The organism is Dyella sp. 01N448 (genome assembly GCF_056399225.1).
The window spans coordinates 12,922-30,255 of sequence record NZ_JBFTQX010000014.1 but is presented as its reverse complement, the minus strand read 5'-3'; the positions used below and the strand labels follow the sequence as shown (position 1 = coordinate 30,255).

17 protein-coding genes are annotated in these 17,334 nt (G+C 63.1%); 12 read left to right on the top strand and 5 right to left on the bottom strand.

Annotated features, from left to right (window positions below; genetic code table 11):
- The first annotated feature begins 547 nt into the window (after positions 1 to 547).
- Complete coding sequence (locus AC1DKY_RS18060) at positions 548 to 2,032, top strand: hemopexin repeat-containing protein (protein WP_441605021.1); 1,485 nt, start codon at positions 548 to 550, stop codon at positions 2,030 to 2,032.
- A gap of 74 nt (positions 2,033 to 2,106) precedes the next feature.
- Complete coding sequence (locus AC1DKY_RS18055) at positions 2,107 to 2,622, top strand: hypothetical protein (RefSeq protein ID WP_441605020.1); 516 nt, start codon at positions 2,107 to 2,109, stop codon at positions 2,620 to 2,622.
- Here AC1DKY_RS18055 and AC1DKY_RS18050 read toward each other — a convergent pair.
- Positions 2,609 to 3,196, bottom strand: a complete 588-nt coding sequence (locus tag AC1DKY_RS18050; protein WP_441605019.1) for a TetR/AcrR family transcriptional regulator — start codon at positions 3,194 to 3,196, stop codon at positions 2,609 to 2,611. The genes AC1DKY_RS18055 and AC1DKY_RS18050 overlap by 14 nt on opposite strands.
- 112 nt (positions 3,197 to 3,308) lie before the next feature.
- Between AC1DKY_RS18050 and AC1DKY_RS18045 the strand changes: the two genes are divergently transcribed.
- The 4 genes from AC1DKY_RS18045 to rsgA all read left to right on the top strand — a co-directional run bounded on the left by AC1DKY_RS18045 (position 3,309) and on the right by rsgA (position 6,399).
- Positions 3,309 to 3,953 carry a glutathione S-transferase family protein gene (locus AC1DKY_RS18045; RefSeq protein WP_441605018.1) on the top strand — a complete coding sequence of 215 codons (645 nt, stop codon included), beginning with the start codon at positions 3,309 to 3,311 and terminating at the stop codon, positions 3,951 to 3,953.
- A 50-nt stretch (positions 3,954 to 4,003) separates the two neighbouring features.
- Positions 4,004 to 4,357, top strand: a complete 354-nt coding sequence (locus tag AC1DKY_RS18040; RefSeq protein WP_441605017.1) for a YciI family protein — start codon at positions 4,004 to 4,006, stop codon at positions 4,355 to 4,357.
- An 84-nt stretch (positions 4,358 to 4,441) separates the two neighbouring features.
- Entirely contained in the window at positions 4,442 to 4,960 is a 519-nt protein-coding gene (locus AC1DKY_RS18035; RefSeq protein WP_441605016.1) for a PH domain-containing protein, read from the top strand.
- 389 nt (positions 4,961 to 5,349) lie between these two features.
- Positions 5,350 to 6,399 carry a ribosome small subunit-dependent GTPase A gene (gene rsgA / locus AC1DKY_RS18030; protein WP_477180026.1) on the top strand — a complete coding sequence of 350 codons (1,050 nt, stop codon included), beginning with the start codon at positions 5,350 to 5,352 and terminating at the stop codon, positions 6,397 to 6,399.
- A 285-nt stretch (positions 6,400 to 6,684) separates the two neighbouring features.
- Here the strand turns inward: rsgA and AC1DKY_RS18025 are convergent, their stop codons facing one another.
- The gene (locus AC1DKY_RS18025) at positions 6,685 to 7,527 is read right to left on the bottom strand and encodes an endonuclease/exonuclease/phosphatase family protein (RefSeq protein WP_441605014.1); all 843 of its coding nucleotides are present in this window, start codon (positions 7,525 to 7,527) and stop codon (positions 6,685 to 6,687) included.
- Positions 7,528 to 7,653: 126 nt separating this feature from the next.
- Here AC1DKY_RS18025 and AC1DKY_RS18020 point away from each other — a divergent pair, with 126 nt between their 5' ends.
- From AC1DKY_RS18020 to AC1DKY_RS18005, 4 genes are all read left to right on the top strand, one after another.
- The gene (locus AC1DKY_RS18020; RefSeq protein ID WP_441605013.1) at positions 7,654 to 8,049 is read left to right on the top strand and encodes a GFA family protein; all 396 of its coding nucleotides are present in this window, start codon (positions 7,654 to 7,656) and stop codon (positions 8,047 to 8,049) included.
- A gap of 134 nt (positions 8,050 to 8,183) precedes the next feature.
- Positions 8,184 to 9,839 carry a methyl-accepting chemotaxis protein gene (locus AC1DKY_RS18015; protein WP_441605012.1) on the top strand — a complete coding sequence of 552 codons (1,656 nt, stop codon included), beginning with the start codon at positions 8,184 to 8,186 and terminating at the stop codon, positions 9,837 to 9,839.
- A gap of 95 nt (positions 9,840 to 9,934) precedes the next feature.
- Positions 9,935 to 10,183 (top strand): hypothetical protein, encoded by a 249-nt coding sequence (locus AC1DKY_RS18010; RefSeq protein WP_441605011.1) that lies wholly within the window; start codon positions 9,935 to 9,937, stop codon positions 10,181 to 10,183.
- A 250-nt stretch (positions 10,184 to 10,433) separates the two neighbouring features.
- Positions 10,434 to 11,051, top strand: coding sequence for an OmpA family protein (locus tag AC1DKY_RS18005; protein WP_441605010.1), 618 nt, complete (start codon positions 10,434 to 10,436; stop codon positions 11,049 to 11,051).
- An 88-nt stretch (positions 11,052 to 11,139) separates the two neighbouring features.
- Here AC1DKY_RS18005 and AC1DKY_RS18000 read toward each other — a convergent pair whose 3' ends face one another.
- Positions 11,140 to 11,916, bottom strand: coding sequence for a hypothetical protein (locus tag AC1DKY_RS18000; protein WP_441605009.1), 777 nt, complete (start codon positions 11,914 to 11,916; stop codon positions 11,140 to 11,142).
- A gap of 465 nt (positions 11,917 to 12,381) precedes the next feature.
- Between AC1DKY_RS18000 and AC1DKY_RS17995 the strand changes: the two genes are divergently transcribed.
- The gene (locus AC1DKY_RS17995) at positions 12,382 to 12,642 is read left to right on the top strand and encodes a GlsB/YeaQ/YmgE family stress response membrane protein (protein ID WP_441605008.1); all 261 of its coding nucleotides are present in this window, start codon (positions 12,382 to 12,384) and stop codon (positions 12,640 to 12,642) included.
- A 78-nt stretch (positions 12,643 to 12,720) separates the two neighbouring features.
- On the opposite strand, the gene rho is transcribed toward AC1DKY_RS17995, so the two are convergent.
- Together rho and trxA are read right to left on the bottom strand one after the other, a co-directional pair.
- Complete coding sequence (gene rho / locus AC1DKY_RS17990; protein WP_441605007.1) at positions 12,721 to 14,481, bottom strand: transcription termination factor Rho; 1,761 nt, start codon at positions 14,479 to 14,481, stop codon at positions 12,721 to 12,723.
- Positions 14,482 to 14,673: 192 nt separating this feature from the next.
- Complete coding sequence (gene trxA / locus AC1DKY_RS17985; protein WP_121883921.1) at positions 14,674 to 15,024, bottom strand: thioredoxin TrxA; 351 nt, start codon at positions 15,022 to 15,024, stop codon at positions 14,674 to 14,676.
- Between the two features lie 492 nt (positions 15,025 to 15,516).
- Between trxA and AC1DKY_RS17980 the strand changes: the two genes are divergently transcribed.
- Positions 15,517 to 17,238: a DEAD/DEAH box helicase gene (locus AC1DKY_RS17980; protein ID WP_441605006.1), complete on the top strand. Its 1,722-nt coding sequence runs from the start codon at positions 15,517 to 15,519 to the stop codon at positions 17,236 to 17,238.
- Positions 17,239 to 17,334 lie beyond the last annotated feature (96 nt).

The window sequence follows — 17,334 nt, the reverse complement described above, 5'->3', positions numbered from 1 at the left end:
TCTCGTTTGAGTAACAGCCCTGGGTTGTGCTGTGGCCGGTGTGGGGCGTGATTTGAATCGAGGGGCGTGATGAAGAGCGTCGCGCACAGGGTGCGCTCCCACAGGGGAGGCGCTCCCACATCGACATGTCGCCGACAACGAAACACCACCCACCATGAAACACCACTCACCAAGAAAAGCCTTTGTGGGAGCGCACCCTGTGCGCGACTGACGTGCCTCACCCTTTCAACGGCCACCGATACCGAGATACGCGCTTTCGTTGAGATACGTATAGCCAGGCATCGCAGTTGCATCGCATGTTCTTGCTGATGCCGAGGCCATTTCGCGGCGCATGGCCTCGCGGGGTTTTCGCCGATCAAACGGTCTAAGTAAAACGCCTGACTACAGCGCTTATGCGCTATGGAGCATGCGCGGCGCCGGCGCTAATCTCCGCCGTGATTCGAACAGGGCGTTTGCGTGCTCGACGCTCTTCCTCCGCAGCATGCGGACCGTGGGTCAACGGAATATCTGCTCGCAAGAGGCCGCGCGCCTCTGCTGGAGAGCTGCCGTGTACGACTATTTCTTTTCAGGCAACCAATACATCCGCGTCGTGCGTGACGACACCGGTCCGGGCACGGTGGATGCCGGATATCCGCGCGGCATTTCGCCGAACTGGGGCTGGGGGTCGTTCGGTGCCAACGGCATCGACGCCGCGCTCTACAGTGGTTCGAAGTGCTATTTCTTTGCGGGTAGCCAATATATTCGCACCACGCGTGGCGTGACGGGGCCCGGTACGATCGACCCGGGTTATCCGCGGGCGATTGCGCCGAACTGGGGCTGGGGTGCGTTCGGGGCCAATGGCATCGATGCGGCGCTATACAGCAATTCGAAGTGCTATTTCTTCTCAGGCAAGCAATACATACGAGTGACCCGCGGCGAAACCGGGCCCGGCACGGTGGACGCGGGTTATCCGCGACCCATCTCGGTGTGGAACTGGGGATCGTTCGGCGAGAACGGCATCGACGCGGCGTTGTACAGCGGCTCGCGTTGCTACTTCTTTGCGGGCGATCAGTACATACGCGTCACGCGCGCCGATGAAGGTGCGGGTACGGTGGATGCGGGTTATCCGAAACCCATTTCGCCGAACTGGGGTTGGGGCAATTTCGGACGCAACGGCATCAGCGCGGCGCTCAACAGCGCAGGCCCATATGCAGCCATTCCACAGGCGGGCCTGGGCAGCAATTCGAATTACTTCCTGTATAGCCCGGGGCCGCGGGTTTCGGCGAGTGAGGCGGTCAAGCAGAGGATACGCGCGATACCCGATTTTCCCTGGTTTGTCTCGTGCAATCATTTGCGCGGGCTCTCGGTGCACATCATCGTGGACACCGACATCACGGGCAGCAATGGCTTCGGCTTTCAACTGAACGCGTACTCGGCCAGCGGCGCATACGACGGCGCGCAGCAGTATTGCGTGCTGCTGATTCCCGACAATACGTCGCCAGGCATGTTGTGCATCGTGGACAACTGGCACAACAAGCAGCAACAGGTGATCAATATCCTGCAGCGGCTGGCCAATCTGCCGAGCAATACCTTGCCTGCCGGCTATCAGATCATCATCAGCCTGTCGAATGATGCCGCGGACAACATCAACGGTGTCACCTTCACTCTGATCGACAATCACGGCCACACCATAGGCAACAAGACCGTATCGCTGAGCGGTCAGCCTGCACAGAATCTCGCGCCCATCGTGGCGTTTCAGGTCAACTTCGTGGGCGACATCAACGGCGCCACCACCATGCTTTCCTCAGGCGCGGGCACTATGACCTACTCGGCCGCCAATCTGATGTCGATCTTGAACACCGAGCCGCAGTGCGTGGACTGGACGTACAAGACCGTGGAGGCGGCCAATAGCGCCTATAGCTTTCTGCCCGATACGCCTAGCCACAACTTCACCCAGTCGTTCCGACTCAGTGCCGGCGGCAAGGTGATCCATCGTGTCGGCAAGATCGAGCACAAGCTGGTGTTGCCCAAGGGGGCGCAGCACAAGCTGTGAATCGATGACAGTCGGCTTGCTTGACCTGCCTGCGCGGCGATATCAGGCGTTTCCTTAAAAGAGAGCCGCTTGCGATGGATGAAGCCATACGACCGGCTTCATCGCAGTTCGTGGCGCAAGCGCGTATCGTGCGAGGCCATCTGCATCCGGCCATCGCCATGATTACGACCGCACCCTTCCCCTATGCCGCTTTTCTCGCAGCCTTGCAGGGAGCCGAGGCTCCCGCTGCGCTCGCACGCGTGCTGCCGGGGCAGGGCGAAGCTGACGCCCGCACGGAGACTCTGATGGCACTCCTGCAGGCTCGCAGGGCCACGCTGCAGGCGGCGTTCGATACCACCTTGGCCGCCGACGAATTGCGCCGCTATCAGAAGTACGCCAAGCCCGGGAAACCCTCGGCGCATATCGTGCAGTTGCGCCAGAAGCAGGCCGCTGCGCGTCAGGCCAGCAGCCTTTCGCGCCAGTCGCTGATCAAGGCGGCGTCCGCGTTCGTGCGCGAGGCAGGCATCGAGGTTCCCGAGCGGGTGGCGCTCGATGAGTTCATCATCCACTGGATCGACGCGAATGTGCCCAGGGACGCTATTCCGTCTTGAGCAACGCCAGCGCCTGATGCCGCGCCGAGGCACGCAACGATGTGCGCAACTGCGGATCATTGGTGGTGCGTGCCAGCACCATGCCGCCCACGCATAGCGAGACCATGGCGTCGGCGCGCCGGTCCGCATCGCGCATGCCGTCGAGCGCCACGCGATAGATGTGCCGCATGCCGCGGATCAGATCGGTATAGGCCTGCTGCGGTTCCAGCCCGGCACGCGCCACGTCCGAAGGCAGTGCGTAGAGCGGGCAATGCATGTCGATGTTCTCCAGCACTTCATCGCTGAGGTAGAGATCGATCAACATCCGCGCCATCTGTTTGGGATCGTCGATGGCCGGCGCCGATTGCGCCGATTTCACGGCGAACGGATTGCAGGTGGTGAAGCTGGCGACGGCGGCGGCGTAGAGTTCGTCTTTGCTGTCGAAGTGGTGATAGAAGGCGCCGCGGGTGAGCCCGGCGGAGGCCATCACCTGGTCGATGGTGACCTGTTCGAAGCCGTGGCGATTGAACAGGCGCCGCGCGGATTCGACCACGCGTGCCCGCGTCTGCACCTTGTGTTCGGGACTGTAAGGCATGGCTGCAACCTCCGTGGGACAGGTATAGCAGGCCCTCAAATTATGTTCTTTAACATATTTTGCGGCGGGGTAAGGTGGGCGCCGGCAACCCAACCAAGCAGCGGAGGAAGGCATGAAGATCTACTGGATCAAGGCCCAGGCGCCGCGCCGTGTGCTGGCGCTGGTCAAGCATCTGGGCATCGAGGCGCAGTGCATCGAGCTCGACCTGATGGGCGGCGGTCTGAAGACGCCGGCTTATACGGCGCTCAATCCCAATCGAAAGGTGCCCACCCTGGTCGATGGCGATACGGTGCTGTGGGAGTCGTCCGCAATCATGGCGTATCTGTGCATCAAGCAGGGTTCGGATATGTGGCCCGCGCACGAGCCCGCCGAACAGGTGGAAGTGCTGCGTTGGCTGTCATGGAACGACCAGCATTGGGCGAGTGCGGTGGCGCCGTTCTATTTCGAGCATGTGGTGAAGGCCACTTTCCATATCGGCGAGCCTGACGAGGCGGAGATCGCGGCAGTGATTCCCGAGCTGAAGAGGTTTGCCAGCGTGTTGGACCAGCACCTGGAGGGCCGAGACTTTGTCGCTTGCAGCCGCCTCACCATCGCCGATTTCCAGCTCGCTTCGATGGCGTGCGAGTGGCGGCATTCGCGCATGCCGCTTGGTGATTATCCGAACGTGGTGCGCTGGCTCGATGGGCTGATGCGCTTGCCGGCCTGGGCCGATCCCTGGCCAGCCATAACCGCGAAGAAAGCCGACGCACTGGCGTAGTACTGCAACGCGACCCTGGCACCATCCGTCCATCCACCCTGGAGGCAATCATGAAACAGTTTCTCGCGGTCTATATCGGCTCGGAAGCGACCCATAAGGCATCGGGCTGGGATGAGCTCAGCGACGCGGAGCGGCAGGCGCGCACGCAGCAGGGCATCCAGGCCTGGGGCGCCTGGGTGCAGTCGCACAAGGACGCCATCGTCGACGTCGGAGCGCCGCTCGGCAAAACGCTGCGCGCATCCAAGAGCGGCATCGAAGGCATCCGCAATCAGATGACGGGCTACACCGTGGTGCGGGCCGAATCGCAGGAGGCGGCGGCCAAGCTGTTCGAGGGCCACCCGCATTTTTCGATCTTCCCGGGCGATTCGGTGGAAATCATGGAGTGCCTGCCGTTGCCAGGGTAAGTCGGGGCGGGGTTATTCGTTCGCTCAGCCAGTTTGTCGCCGCAGGCCGCATAATCCCCACGGGACTAACCAGTGGGGTGTGAGATGGACGAGCAGCGTAAGCCGTGTCCGGCCTGTGGCGAGATGATCATGGCCACGGCGCACAAGTGCCGGTTCTGCGGTACGGATATCGATGCCTATGTGGCGGCGCGTGAGGCCACGACGGAACGGACTCTGTTCGAGGGACATCCGGCGGTGGTGTATTCGGCGGGACAGTACGTGCTGATCGTGATCACCCTCGGCATCGCCTTGCTGGTCTATTGGATACGCAGCCTCTCCACGCGTTTCACCATCACCACGCAACGCGTGCGCATCGAGCGCGGGCTCTTTTCCAAGATGCAGGACAACCTGGAATTGTTCCGTGTTGACCACATCGACCTGCACAAGCCGCTGGGGCAGCGCATGCTGGGCTATAGCACGGTGCACCTGCATTCGTCGGATGCGGGCATGACGTCCGTTTACTTGTATGGCATCCCGGATCTGGAGGCGATGGCCGATACGCTGCGCGATTGTTCACTGCGCGAGCGCTCGCGTCGTCGCGTGCTTCCGGTAGAGCAGATGTAGCGCATGGCGTCACGAGGTGCTGTCACAGCACCGATACAGAAGGCCGGCCGATGAGCCGGCCTTCTGCGTTTTCGGGCGTGCGTTCTTGAAAACCCAGGGTCGGCACGTGTGTTGCAATACCGGGGTGGACGCTCTTTTATGCGTAACGTCTAACGAAAATAAGTACTTGCAACGGCCGCTGTGCGTGGCTACTCTGCGCGTCCCGTCAACCCAGCCTTAGGAGGAAAGAACAATGATTGTTGTAGCTGCAGCCTCTGCCGGGTCGACGCGCTTCTGATGTTTCTGCCAGCCCTCGGCTGGCTGGCGCTTCATTCCTCGTTTCGCACCCCGGCACTTCGTTCGGCCGCTCTTGCGTGGCCGTCGTTTTCCTTGTTTCCAGGGTGTTTCCCATGTCTTTAGAGACGTTTTCGCTGCACCAGCTCGGCTGGCGCGCTGAGTACGCACAATCCTTGACCTTGGCCGATTTCGAGGCCGGTTATCCCGCGCGTGTGCTGGCGGTGCATCGCAGCGGGCTGACGGTGTTGTCCTCGCGCGGGCAGGCGTCGGTGGTGCTGCCGCATCATCTCGTTGCCGGCGTGGCGGTGGGTGATTGGGTATGGCTCGCGGACGATGCGGATCGCGTGCTGCGCGTGCTGGATCGCCAGTCGCTGATCGAGCGTATCGCCGCGGGTGGCGATCATCAGCGCCAGTTGATCGCGGCCAATCTGGATGTGCTGTTTGTGGTGTCCTCGTGCAATGACGACTTCAACCCGTCGCGCCTGGAGCGCTATCTCACGCTGGCGCTCAATGCGGGCGTGACGCCGGTGATCGTGCTGACCAAGGCGGATCTCGGCGAAGGGGTGTCGGGCTATGTGACCGAGGCGGAGCAGTTGATGCCTGGCGTGGCCGTTGTTGCGGTGAACGCGCTGGACGATGCCTCAGTGTCGCAGCTATCGCCGTGGCTGGCGCCGGGCAAGACGGTGGCTTTCGTCGGCTCGTCCGGCGTAGGCAAATCCACGCTCACCAACCGGGTGATCGGCGAGGCTTCGCAGCGGACCTCGGGAATACGCGAAGACGATGCTCGCGGGCGTCACACCACTACGGCGAGGGAGATGTTTCCCACCGCTTCCGCGGCATGGGTGATCGATACGCCAGGCATGCGTGAGCTGCGTCTTGCCACCGCGCATCCGGAACGGGATGCGGTGTTCGAGGACATCGCGGCGCTTGCCTCGCAATGTCGTTTTGGTGATTGCCATCACCACGGCGATGCTGGATGTGCGGTGGAAGCAGCGCTGGCTGAGGGCACGCTCGATGCACGACGCGTCGACAACTATCGCAAGCTGCAGCGCGAAGCGATGCGCACCAGGCAGACCTTGCGCGAGCAGCGTGAGCAAAGTCGTCAGTTTGGTGCGATGGCAAAGCAGGTGATGAAGGCGAAGCGGGAGAGGCTGGGGCGGTGATGGATCGCGCCATGGCGTTCAGAGATTCCTTTTGTAGGAGCGCACTTGTGCGCGACAGGTAACACCGCAACGCATCGTGGTCGCGCACAAGTGCGCTCCTACAAAGGAGAGGGGCTCTGCTATCTCCAGTTCAAAAGTTTGACGTGATGGCGAAGCTGGGGCGGTGCTGGATCGCGCCCCGGCCGGCTGTGATTCTTTATTGTAGGAGCGCACTTGTGCGCGACAGGCCACGCCGTGATGCATCCCGGTCGCGCACAAGTGCGCTTCTACACGGGATCTAACGCACTATTTCCAGCTGAGGTCGGCCACCACCGGAAAATGATCCGAAGGATACCGCCCATCCTTCTGCGTGGTCAGCGTCGCAAAATGCGTCGGCTTGAAGCCCCGCTCAAGAATGAAATCGATCCGCTCCGTCGGATTGCCGGTGAAGTTATGAAATGTCTTCTCAGGCCCTTCAACCTTGGAAGCAACGGCTCGCGTATCAACCAACTCCTTGGTCAGCAGAGCATACGTCGGACTACTGGCATCGGTATTCAGATCGCCGGTCAGGATGAAGGGCGCGTTCGCCGGTAACTTGGCAAGACGGCCAAGCATTTCCTTGGCACCTTTGACCCGCGCCGGTTCGTCCTGCTCCTGATAGGGCAGGTGGGTGTTGTAGTAGTAGAAGGAGCGGTGCGTGGTTTTGTCTTCGAACAAAGCCCAGGTCACCATGCGCGGATAGGGATGTCCCCAGGTGATGCTGCCCGGTACTTCGGGAGTATCCGACAGCCAGAAATTGCCGGAGTCCTTCAGGGTCAATCGGTCACTGCGATAGAACACGCCCATGTGCTCGTCGCTGTGGCCGCCGTGGCGGTCGATGCCGAACCAGGTGTATTCGGGCAGCTTGGAGACGATGTAGTCGCCCTGTTCCTGATGCAGCTCCTGCGTGCCGAGCACATCAGGGTGTTGTTCGCGGATGGTGCTTACCATCAGGTCGCGTCGTGCCTCCCATCGATTGGGGCCATCGGCCGCCACGGGTACCCGCACGTTGAAGCTCATCACGCGCAGGCTCTGCGCGGCGACGGGCAGGCTGGCGATGGTGGACAGGATGGCAAAGGTGGCGACTAGCCAGGCACGGGACGGGGACATGGAAGGGCTCCGCGGGTAGTGCGCCGACCGTAGCATGAGCGTTCGTTGGCGGGGCAGCCCGGACGCACAGGGCCGCGTATAGTGCGCGCGTCGATCCGCATCTTCGCCGCCCTCAAAGAGCCCGCCATGCCACAGCGCGTTGCCACCTGCAGTTGCCGCCAGCTGATGCTCCGGGCCACCGAAGAGCCCCTGCGCGTCTCCATCTGCCACTGCAACGCCTGCCAGCGGCGCACCGGCAGCGTGTTCGGCGTGCAGGCGCGCTTTCACGAAAGCGCCGTGGTGATACGCGGTAACTCGACGGCCTATGTGCGGCATGGCGAAACCGGCGGCTCGGCCACGTTCTACTTCTGCCCGCAGTGCGGTGCCACAGTGTACTACCAGCTGGACTCGGTCGAGGGTCTGGTGGGCGTGCCGGTGGGTGCGTTCTCCAATCCCGATTTTCCCGCGCCGAGCATTTCGGTGTACGAGGAGTGCATGCATCCGTGGGTCACGTTGCCGGATGGCATCGAACACATGGCGTGATGCGTTAGCTTAAAATCCGCGGGAGCTGCGTCGGCAAATGCCTACCGCGTAGCGCATCAAAGCTCCCATCAAGGATGCCCCTTGCTCCGCCGATCTCCCCTACAGGGTGAGTCATCCATCGGGGAGTCGGCAGCATGCGTGTCACCATTCGTTTGAAAATTATCGCGACCATGGGCCTTGCTCTGGTGCTCTCGCTCGTCGTCGGCGTGGTTGGCCTGGCTGGTGTGCGCAAGACGCATGTCATGGTCGACGACATGTATCAGAACAACGTGATGGCGATCATCACGGTCAGTGCCATGCGTGCGGCGATCGTGGATGATCGCCAGGCGCTCAATCAATCGCTGATCGATCCCTCTCGGCGGGATGCGTCGGCGCGAATCAAGCTCGGTCACGAGCGCCTGGCGGCAGCTTGGAGAACGTACTACCCAGCCATGGTTTCGAGCCCGGAGGAGTGCACCGTAGCCAAAGAGTTGGCCAGCTTGATGGCGGACGTCGGGCCTGAGGTGAGCCGCGAAGCCGAGATGCTCGATACCGGCAAGACCGATCAGGCACGCCAGCTGCATCTGGCCAAGGTGGCTGACGCCATGGGTCGAGCCACGGCACTGATCGATCGCCTGAGGATGATCAACGCGAAGCAGGCCGCCGACTCCAGGCAAGCCGCCGCGGCCAGCTTCACTCAGACCTGGCAGCTGGCGCTGGCCGTGCTGGCGATCGCTCTGGGTTTACTGGTTACTGCGGCCATCGCGCTGATACGCGCCATCTCGCGTCCACTCGAGCAAGCCCGCAAGCTGGCCAATGCGATCCAGCAAGGCAGGCTCAATAACGCGACGGTGATCGCAGGCAACGATGAATTCAGCGACACGCTGCGATCGCTTGACGCCATGGATCGCCAGCTCGCCAGCATCGTGACGCAAGTGCGCGACGTCGCCGAACAGGTGACGTCCGCCGCACGCGACCTGTCGCAAGGCAACGATGATCTGTCGCAGCGCACGCAGGAGCAGGCAAGCTCGCTGGAAGAAACGGCCGCATCGATGGAAGAACTGTCCAGCACGGTCAGGCAGAACGCCGAAGGCGCGAGCCAGGCGCGTGGCATGGCCATGCGCATGCGCCAGCGCGCGGACGAAGGTCGCGACGTCGCGAATTCCGCCGTCGATGCGATGGCCGCCATCACGCAAGTCAGCAAGCAAGTGGGCGAGATCGTGGTGCTGATCGATGAGATCGCCTTCCAGACCAATCTGCTGGCGCTCAATGCCGCGGTGGAAGCGGCCCGTGCCGGCGAGCAGGGCCGCGGTTTTGCCGTGGTCGCCTCGGAAGTGCGGGTGCTCGCACAGCGCAGCGGTGCCGCGGCCAAGAACATCAAGTGGCTGATCCAGGACGTCGCCGACAAGGTCGCCCAGGGCGCCACACTGGTGCAGCGCACGGGCAGCGCGTTGAGCGACATCGCGGACGAAGTGCGCGAGGTGAGCACCATCGTCGAGGTGATCGCCGCGGCCTCGGAAGAACAGTCGGCGGGCATCGGGCAGGTAAACAACGCCGTGCTCTCGCTGGACGAAGTCACCCAGCAGAACGCCGCCCTGGTGGAAGAGGCCAGTGCCGCCAGCCGCAACACGCTGGACTTGTCCCAGGTGCTGATCCATCAGGTGGCCTATTTCAGCCTGCAGGTCGCGGCGCCATGCGAGCCGGCGGCGCGACCCTCTGGCGCAAGGGCAGCCGGGACAACGATGTCCTTCAGGTCACGGAGCGCAGCGCCGGGCCTGGCTGCAGCTGATCAGGTGTGGACCGAGTTCTGAGTTCTGAACGAATCCGATGACCGCATTCAACCCATGGGTCGCTCGCGCGTTTCAAGCATCGTTCTACTTTCAGAGCGAGGCTTACGGGGGCACGCATGCAGACCAGGGAATTCGATCGTTGGGCCAGGATCCGCGCGCAGGGACGGTTGCGGTATGTGCTGTTGAATGGGGTGCTGCTCTATGGCCTCCCCATGTTCCTGATCATGACGTACGTGATCCCGCATCCGCGCCTGACCGTTGCGCAGTCCGCCCTGCTGTGGGGCGCGCTGGCGGGCGCCGGCTATGGCCTGGGCATGTGGATCGTGCAGGAGCGTCGTTTCCGCAAGGTGGCGGGGCGGTCGTGAGCCCCGTAGGTGCCCATTCTGCCGCCCGTATTCATGCGGTGTTTTGGATTTTTGGCGCATGGTGAGATGGACTGCGGCCATGAAAGACCTGGCTGCGGTCTTCGCGTGACCCGGTTTTGTGAATAGACGTCCAAACCCGTAATTTTACGCATTGGCGCCAGCTTGACGCCTGCCGTGCATACTCCTTGAGCGAATGCGCTCGCCGTGAATGCGGCGAGTGTTTGCGCACCGCTAACGAGAGGAGAACCCCATGGCAAGTACCAGCGCTCGTATCGGTCGTGGCCTGGTCGGACTGTTCGTGGTCGCGCTCTGCGGCTGCACCGGCTACGTCAAGAAAACCGACTTTGATGCCACTGTGGCAGAACTGCGCAGCAACGATCAGAAGCAACAGCAAGAGATCGATGCGATCACGCAGGAGATGCACACCAAGTTTGCGCAATACGACACCCAGATCACGGCCATGGCGGGCCGCATCAGCGTGGACACCATTGCGCACTTCGATACCAATCAGAGCACGTTGCGTGATGAGGACAAGCAACGGCTCGACGACTTTGCGAAGGTGATGCGCGATCACCACTCCAACGCGGTGATCACCGCCGAAGGCTTCGCCGACCCCGCTGGATCTGCCGGCTACAACCAGCAGCTGGCGCTCAAGCGCGCGCAAGCCGTGCGCGACTACCTCGTACAGACCGGCGGCCTCAATGCCGACCAGGTGCGTGCGGTGAGCTACGGCAAGGCGAAAAACCGCCAGGTGGTGAAGGGCGCGACAGGCGACCAGGGCATGCCCAATCGCCGTGTCTCGCTGGTGACGGACTTTGCGGGGAGCGCAGGGACCACGGCGAGTACAGCGGGCACAGGAAGCAGCTAAGCCACGCGCTTTCGCGTATCTCGCATGCCAACACAACAAAGGCCGCCCGTGGGCGGCCTTTGCTTTTACCGGTCGGACCACAGGCTGGTTATTTGCCGGATGCCTTGTAGGTAAGGTCGGTGTTGTAGCTGTCCACATGCGAATTCTGTTCTTGCACGGCATCGTTGAGCGACTTGCGCATGCTCTGTGCCTCGGGCTTGCCATAGACGCTCTCGACCATGGCCCACAACGGCGTGGCCGGTTCCTTGCCTATTTCCTCCCATGACTTGGCAGGAATCAGCACTTGGAAGTCGGGTGCATCGCCGCCCGCGTCGCGTATTTCGCCCGTGGCGTAGTAGTTCGGCCACTTCGATTTCTCTGCCGCTGCGGTGATCTTTTTCACCACGTCGATGAAGGCTTCGCGCGCTTCGTGTCCCTGTTTCAACTTGAAGCTGATCACTTCGAGATAAGGCTGGTTGATGGTCTGTCCGTTCGCCATGTGGCTAAGTTCCGGATGCACCTCCATGAAGGCGCTGATCTCGCTCTTCAGATGAGGATTGACGCCCGTGCGGATGGCGCCGTCGCAAGCCTTGCCTGCCGTGCGCATCGCATCGAACGCGGACCACGGCACCGGGTCGGTGACGTAGGAGTAGGAATACGTGTCGCCCGTTTCATGGACCCAGGCGCCCCAGTTGTATTTGAAGCCGTGCTGCGCGAGGCACTGGTTGTACGCCTTGATGCCCGCCTCATAGGCTTGCTGGTCGGCCGGCGCCACCGTGTCGGTGTAGTCGCGCACGACCATGGTCTTTGTGTTGTCGGCAGCGAGTGCCGCCGTGGTGCATGAAAACAGCAGCGTGAGTGCCAGCCCGAGCGTGGTGTGTTTCATCGCGTGCTCCTGTGGGGAAATCCCCGGTGGGTGTTGGATCGATCAGTCGGTAATTGGCACGGCCATGCATCGGCGCCATGGCGATGCGCGCGCAGGACATCGATGGGGAAGGGGAGTGACGCGAGCGAGCGGGTGACGAGCCACGCGAGCCTTGCAACAGGCTGCCGCTGACAACGGACGAGAACACATCGGTGGCCGGCTCCGCACAGTGTCCCAGCAGATTCGGACATCGCGTGCTGCGGCGGGTGCCGGCTCAACATCACGATGCATCTGCTTGGGTAACGCCGGGCGGCCGGCTCATGGTGGCGCGTCTGCGCGGCGCGGAAATAGGTCAAACAGCCTAGGCCGCCGCTTGGCTTCCCGCCGGAAAGCCTCGAGGGGTGCAACCTCGGCACGCAGCAAGGTCACCCACTGGTGTGGCGCTTACATCGCTGCGCTGGTTTGACGTATCAGAGAGGCCGGGCCGTGGCGGAATACAGTCTGCTTTTATGGATCATCCTCGGTGCCTTGGCTGGCTGCCTCGCGAGCGTGCTGGTGAAGAGCGATGGCTACGGTTTGTTTATCGACATCCTGATCGGTGTGCTGGGCGCATGCCTTGGCGGCGGGCTCGCCCATCTCGCCGGCATCAGCGTGGGCGATGGGTACATCGCATCGGTGGTGACGGCCATCCTGGGCGCCATCGCCTTGCTCTTGATGCTGCGCGTTTTCAAACAGTGGATGCGTTGAGGGCGTCGTAGCGTGTCGCGCCCATAAACAACAAAGGCCGCCCTGGGGCGGCCTTTGCGTAGAACTATCGACGGGCGATCAGCGCTTCATCGAATTGAAGAACTCGTCGTTGGACTTGGTGTTCTTCATCTTGTCGAGCATGAACTCCATCGCGGCCAGCTCGTCCATCGGATGCAGCAGCTTGCGCAGGATCCAGATCTTGGAAAGCATGTCCGGTTCGATCAGCAGATCCTCGCGGCGGGTGCCGGAGCGGTTGATGTCGATGGCCGGATACACGCGCTTCTCGGAGATGCGGCGGCTCAGGTGCACTTCCATGTTGCCGGTGCCCTTGAACTCTTCGTAGATCACCTCGTCCATCTTGCTGCCGGTGTCGGTCAGCGCGGTGGCGATGATGGTCAGGCTGCCGCCTTCTTCCACGTTGCGCGCGGCGCCGAAGAAGCGCTTGGGACGCTGCAGGGCGTTGGCGTCGACACCACCGGTGAGCACCTTGCCGGAGCTGGGCACCACGGTGTTGTAGGCACGGGCCAGGCGGGTGATCGAGTCGAGCAGGATCACCACGTCCTTCTTGTGCTCGACCAGGCGCTTGGCGCGCTCGATCACCATTTCGGCCACCTGCACGTGGCGCACGGCCGGCTCGTCGAAGGTGGAGGAGATCACTTCGGCACGCACGGTGCGGGCGATTTCCGTCACTTCTTCCGGACGCTCGTCGATCAACAGCATGATCAGGTGCGCGTCGGGGTGGTTGTACGTGATGGCCTGCGCGATGTTCTGCAGCATCATCGTCTTGCCGGACTTGGGCTGCGAGACGATCAGGCCACGCTGGCCGCGGCCGATCGGGGCGACCAGGTCCAGGATGCGGCCGGTGATGTCCTCACTGGAACCGTTGCCGCGCTCAAGCTTGAAAGCCTTGCGCGGGAACAGCGGGGTGAGGTTCTCGAACAGCATCTTGTTCTTCGACGCCTCCGGCGGATCGCCGTTGATGTCGTCGACCTTGAGCATGGCGAAGTAACGCTCGCCTTCCTTGGGGTGACGCACGCGACCGGTGATGTAGTCGCCGGTGCGCAGGTTGAAGCGGCGGATCTGGCTGGGCGACACATAGATGTCGTCCGGACCGGCGAGGTAAGACTCATCGGCCGAGCGCAGGAAGCCGAAGCCGTCCTGCAGGATTTCCAGCACACCCTCGGCCCAGATGCCGCCGCCGGAGCGGGCATGAGCCTTGAGGATGTTGAACACCACGTCCTGCTTGCGGGCACGCGCCACGCCTTCCTGCACGCCGAGGGACTCGGCGAATTCGAGCAGCTGCAGCGCATTCTTGCGCTTGAGCTCGGTCAGGTTGATCAGGCGATCGTTGCTGCCGGCATCGGCGTACTCGTCGTCCACCGGCAGGCCGTTGTTGTTGCGCGCGTGCGGCTGGCCGCCACCACCACCACCACCACCACCGGGGCCGCGAGGCTGGTTGCGCTCGTGCCGGCGGCGACGGCCACGACCATCACGGTCGTTGCGGTCGTTGCGGTTGTTGAAATTCGGGTTGCCGCCTTGCTGCTGACCACCTTGCTGCTGGCCGCCCTCGCGGGCCTCCTGCGGCTGGCGCTGGTTGCCGTCGCCAGGTGCCGAATCGGCAGCGGGTGCGGGAGCCGGCGGGGCATAGGCTTCGACGGCTGGCGGTGCGGCTCGTTCGATCGGCGGCAGCGGCGGCATGTCCAGCTGGGCCTGCTTCTCGGCCTTTTGGGCAGCAGCGGCGGCAGCGGACTTGCGCGGTGCGCGCGGACGGGGTTCGGCCACAGGCTTGGCGTCGGCGCTCTTGGCGTCGTTGGAATCTTTGCTTTCGATATCGGACACGGGCAAACCTCTGCGGGGCGCCGTTGAAAAAAGGAGGGAGGGTTGCGTCGCGCGGATGGCGCGGGGGACAGGACAGTCCCGACGAACGTGGATCGAATCTAGCACCCGGTCCGCGGCGGCGTAAAGCGCCGCGGCCGGTAAAGTTCAGAAAAGTTTTCTGAGTTGGCCTTATTGGCCTTGGACAAACAGGCCTTAGACGGCCTTGGCAGTCGGGGCCACGATGGCCTTGTCGATCAGCTGGGTCAGCGCGCCCTTGCTGACGGCGCCGATCTGGGTGGCTTCGACCTTGCCGTTCTTGAACACCATCAGGGTCGGGATGCCGCGGACGCCGTAGTTGCGGGGCGTCTTCTGGTTGTGGTCGATGTTGATCTTGGCGATGCGCAGCTTGCCTTCGTACTGCTTGGCCAGCTCATCCAGGATCGGCGCGATCGCCTTGCAGGGGCCGCACCATTCCGCCCAGAAGTCGAGCAGAACCGGGGTGTCGGAATTGAGCACTTCCTGCTCGAAGGCATCATCGCTTACATGGGTAATCAGGTCGCTCACCGGGGTCTCCGAAGGCTGCGGGTAGGGGCTTCACGACCGCGCGCCCAGCATCGGCTACACTGGGGTGCCCATGAAGCGCGGGGTCGTGCCGTAAGGAAGTCTGGTGCCGTTGCGGCAGGCCTCCATTCCAACGTAACTCGGGGCACGATTCAAGCGATTCAAGGGAGTCTGTAGGCCTGTTCGGTATGCTGAACGGGCTGTCCCCTCGCGGTGGACATGGATGGCTCCGTTGACATAGGTGAGAGAGATTCCTATGGCTGCCAGTGGTTTAGGCCGCCCATCCCTCTGACCTATGGCAGCGGAGCCGTCGAATACCATCGCTCCCGACGGTGTCCAGCCAGGGATACGTGTCGCCGGCACGCGCCATCCAAAAGGGATTGCGCCTGTCGCCACGTCCCGGTCGCGCCGACTATCCACCTTCCTTGTTGCGTCTCACCGGCAAGGATCCAGGCGGCTGCCCCAGGGCGCTGCCTCACTCGAGCTCCCTTTACGATGTCCCAAACTGTACTCACCGATACCTTTTTCACCAATTTCGATCTCCATCCGCTGCTCCAGCAAGGCCTCGACGAGGCGGGCTTCACCCGCTGCACGCCGATCCAGGCGCTGACCCTCCCGGTCGCGCTGACGGGTCGCGACGTCGCCGGCCAGGCCCAGACGGGCACCGGCAAGACCTGCGCGTTCCTGGTGGCGATGATGAATCGCCTGCTGACCACGCCGGCCGTGGCCGAGCGCAAGGACAGCGATCCGCGTGCCCTGGTGATCGCCCCCACCCGCGAACTCGCCATCCAGATCGAGAAAGACGCCAAGTCGATCGGCCGTTACACCGGCCTGCGCACCGCGCTGATCTACGGCGGCGTGGATTACGACAAGCAGCGCCAGCAGCTCAAAGACGGCTGCGACATCATCATCGCCACGCCGGGCCGTCTGCTGGACTACTTCAAGCAGCACGTGTTCAGCCTCGACGCCGTCGAAGTGATGGTGATCGACGAGGCGGACCGCATGTTCGACCTTGGCTTCATCAAGGACGTGCGCTTCATCTTCCGCCGCCTGCCGGCGCGCGAGCAGCGCCAGGTGCTGCTGTTCTCCGCCACGCTCAGCCATCGCGTGCTGGAGCTGGCCTACGAGCACATGCACAACGCCGAAAAGCTGGAAGTGGAGACGGAAAACGTCACCGCCGACCGCGTGCGCCAGCTGGTCTACTTCCCCGCCAAGGAAGAGAAGATGCCGCTGCTGCTCAACCTGCTCGAGCGCACCAAGGCCGAGCGCAGCATCATCTTCGTCAACACCAAGGCCGCGGCCGAGAAGATCACCGATCGTCTCAAGCGCTATGGCTACCGCGTCGGCGCGCTGTCGGGCGATGTGCCCCAGCTCAAGCGCCAGAAGCTGCTGCAGCGTTTCCAGGAAGGCCAGCTCGACATCCTGGTATGTACCGACGTTGCCGCGCGCGGCCTGCATATCCCGGCGGTCAGCCACGTCTTCAATTACGACCTGCCGCAGGACGCGGAAGACTACGTGCACCGCATCGGCCGTACCGCGCGCCTTGGCGCCGAGGGCGATGCGATCAGCTTCGCCTGCGATCTGTACGCGATGAGCCTGCCCGATATCGAAACCTATATCGGCCAGCGCATCCCGGTGGCGAACATCGAGGCAGAGCTGCTGGTGATGCCCAAGCCGCGTGAGCAGGACGCGCAGTACATGGCCGAAGTCGCTGCCGACAGCGCCGCCTTTGGCGACAAGGTCGAGCAGCGCGAGAAGGACGGCTCGCCCCGCAAGGGTCCGCGCAGCGGCGGTGGCCGTGGTGGCGATCGCCCGCGTGGCGACCGGCCGCCGCGTGAGCCGCGCAAGCCGCGCGTCGAGACTGCTGCTGGCGAAAGCACCGAAGTCGTGGTGACCAAGCCGGCCGCGCCGGCCCCCGCCGTGGCGGAAACCGGTGAGGCTGCCGAGCGCAAGCGTCGCCGTCGTCGTGGCGGTCGCAACCGTCGTCGCGAAGGCGATGCGGTGGCTGTCGAGGGCGGCACCAACGCGGCCGCCGAAGGCACGCGCGCACCGCGTGGCGAGCGTCGTCCGCCGCGTGAGCGCAGCAACGGCGACAACAACCACTCGCGTCCGTCGCGCCACGTGGCCATCACGCCGAGCAAGGTGGGTGACGCGCAGGACGCGCCGAAGAAGCAGGGCTTCTTCCGCCGCCTGAGCCGCTTCTTCATCGGCCACTGATCGACTCGCTTGCCAAAGGCTGTCGCGGGCTGAACCCGCGACAGCATGGCGATACAAAGCGACTGACCTTCACGCGTGCATCCCTTATCCTTGCCG